At 57.4% G+C, this 2,267-nt stretch carries 2 protein-coding genes; one reads left to right on the plus strand and one right to left on the minus strand.

Annotated features, from left to right (window positions below; all coding sequences use genetic code 11):
• Positions 1-1,389 (plus strand): hypothetical protein (locus KKA81_16615; GenBank protein ID MBU2652549.1); only part of this gene is annotated, 1,389 nt, incomplete at its 5' end.
• Between the two features lie 54 nt (positions 1,390-1,443).
• Here KKA81_16615 and KKA81_16620 read toward each other — a convergent pair.
• Entirely contained in the window at positions 1,444-2,115 is a 672-nt protein-coding gene (locus KKA81_16620) for a hypothetical protein (protein MBU2652550.1), read from the minus strand.
• Positions 2,116-2,267: the final 152 nt, after the last annotated feature.

Below are 2,267 nucleotides of genomic sequence, written 5' to 3' on the forward strand. Positions count from 1 at the left end.
ATCGAAGGTCTTGATGGATATCTTCTTCCATACCCGCACTCCATCGTAGGTGGGAAGCTCAGCATCTGCCGTCCTGTCTTCCGTACTGGGGGCATGCTTGGTGTTGCAGCGAGCCCAAGACAGGGTAACTTGGTGATAGGGGATAACCTCGGTGCGCTGAAAAACCTTCCTGCGTTGACGTTGTTCACCGGGGGTGCTGACTTCTTGTTGGATGGATGGGCTGCACCCAGGGACAGGCGAGATACCGGAATAGGGCTTTCGTCGGGGAGGGTCTTCCGGGTTGGTTGCCTTGGGGAGACTTGTTGGGGACCGGAGGTCAACGACGCCGGCTACACCATGTCGATCGTGCATAGTGCTATTGCTGGATCGGAGGGGGGTGCCCGGGCTTACCTCGTTGACCAGACGCAACCGGCTGTTGGGGAGGCGATGAACGTTTCGTTCCGGAAGTCGACCTTGTTCAACGCGCTGCACCCGTTCATCGGTCCTATCTTCACGTCCTATCGGGCGACACCGAATGCTCAGTATGGATTGAGTAAAGGCGCTGCGCTCGATGCTGGCATAGTGAAGTTTGCCGCAGGGCTCTTGTTGGGGGATCCTACCTTCATGTTCGAGGCTGCTGCGCAGAACTACAACTACGCCGGGGTGATCGCGGGGGGAGCGGGCCTTCTGACAAGTTGGCCTACTGGCGGTGTAGACCAGTGCATGTGTGCTGGTATGTTCGTTCAACGCGACAGAGCTCTCGGGTTCGGCTACCCTGATCTCTTTGCAGGAATCGTGGAGAATTTCGACGACAGCCTCCCTCCTGTGGGAGATCCAGCCTCTCATCGGTTCCAGATCACATGGGATGATACCGTAGGGCTTTACCGGAAGATCAATTATGGGTGGTCCGAAGCCCGGACTTTCTTCCATAACATCCCGATGCCGGCAGGGCAACCTAGTGATGTTGGCAAGACCGCTACGAGGTTTTGGAAATTCGTACACGCAGATACCACGTACAGGCATTATTGGCTTACCAACCTTGAGGCACTTGCCACTTACAAGGCGATAGTTGTGTTTCCGCTTAATCTTCCTGATGGATCTGCCCCGATCCACATAAGTGCCTACTGCGACTGCTGGAGTGCTGGTGCCGTGAGCGCGATATGGAACGTGCGTGTAATACGGTGCGATTACACGACTGCCAATGAGGCAGTGATAGGAAGCGCATTCGGCGGGCTGGTTTTGGGTATCAATTCCCTGAATGCCGTGATTGCAGTGCCTGAGGCTGTATGTAACGATCTCTACCACTATCAGGTTGCGGTTGAGTTTAGCCAATTGGGGGGTACTGAGCACGAAATCAAGCTCTTAGGACTGCGATTGAAGTACACCATGCAGGACTTCCTCCCCGCTTGATATAAAAGCTAAAGGAAAAGGAGAGCACCAGGATGGTGCTCTCCGAGCGGTATATCACCACTCTTCAGGTGGGACGAAAGCAGGAATTGGGACTGGCGGAACGGGTACCTCGATCTTCAGGTTACGAAGCTCGCTCCACCCGCTCGACACCGCTGCGGAAAGCAGGGGTGCGTCCACGTTGATGAGATGGTCGCGCACCTCGATGTCCCCCATTCCGGCGGAGACCGGTTCCCCGCCGGCGTTCCACCAGATGTCCACACGACCTGTCGTTACTGGGTACGGTATCGCCACTTCATGAGAGGTTCCTATTGCGATTTCCAGGTATAGACCCGCTCTCGGGTCTGTTGGACTTCTTCTGTAGTTGACTATTAGGGTTCGTATCGTGGACAGTACTGGGTCCGGGTACGAACATCTTTCAGATCCTTCGTTGGGGACGTAGCAGTACTGATACGTGTACCTCCCCCCCGATCCCGGAGTCTCCACCTCCCTCAGCCGCCGGTCCAGTTCCTCCAGCGGCTCGACGCACTGGCACCCCGGGGGGATGTCCAGTCCGCTGGAGGGGTCGTCGGCGATGCACCCTCCCTGGAGGAGGAGGGATGCGATGACGTAGGCGTAGAAGAGTGCGATAAGGGCGGGGAGCGCCCTCTCGGCGACGCGATGCCGCGCCTTCTGAGCTTCGGTGATGGGGGGGCAGTCGTCGTTCCACGAACGCGGATAGTCGGCCATTTCTGGCCTCCTTTCTTGTCCCCGAAGGGACAGGTTGTTCCGGCGAGTCTACTAGATCTCCCGGAGGAAAGTTCAGGTGCCCCGCGGGTACTCGACCCGCTTGGGGCGAAATATCTCCTCCATTGCCTGGGGGATCCCCCGCAGGCGGGTGG

Source organism: Bacteroidota bacterium (genome assembly GCA_018831055.1).
Lineage (GTDB): Bacteria > Bacteroidota > Bacteroidia > Bacteroidales > B18-G4 > M55B132.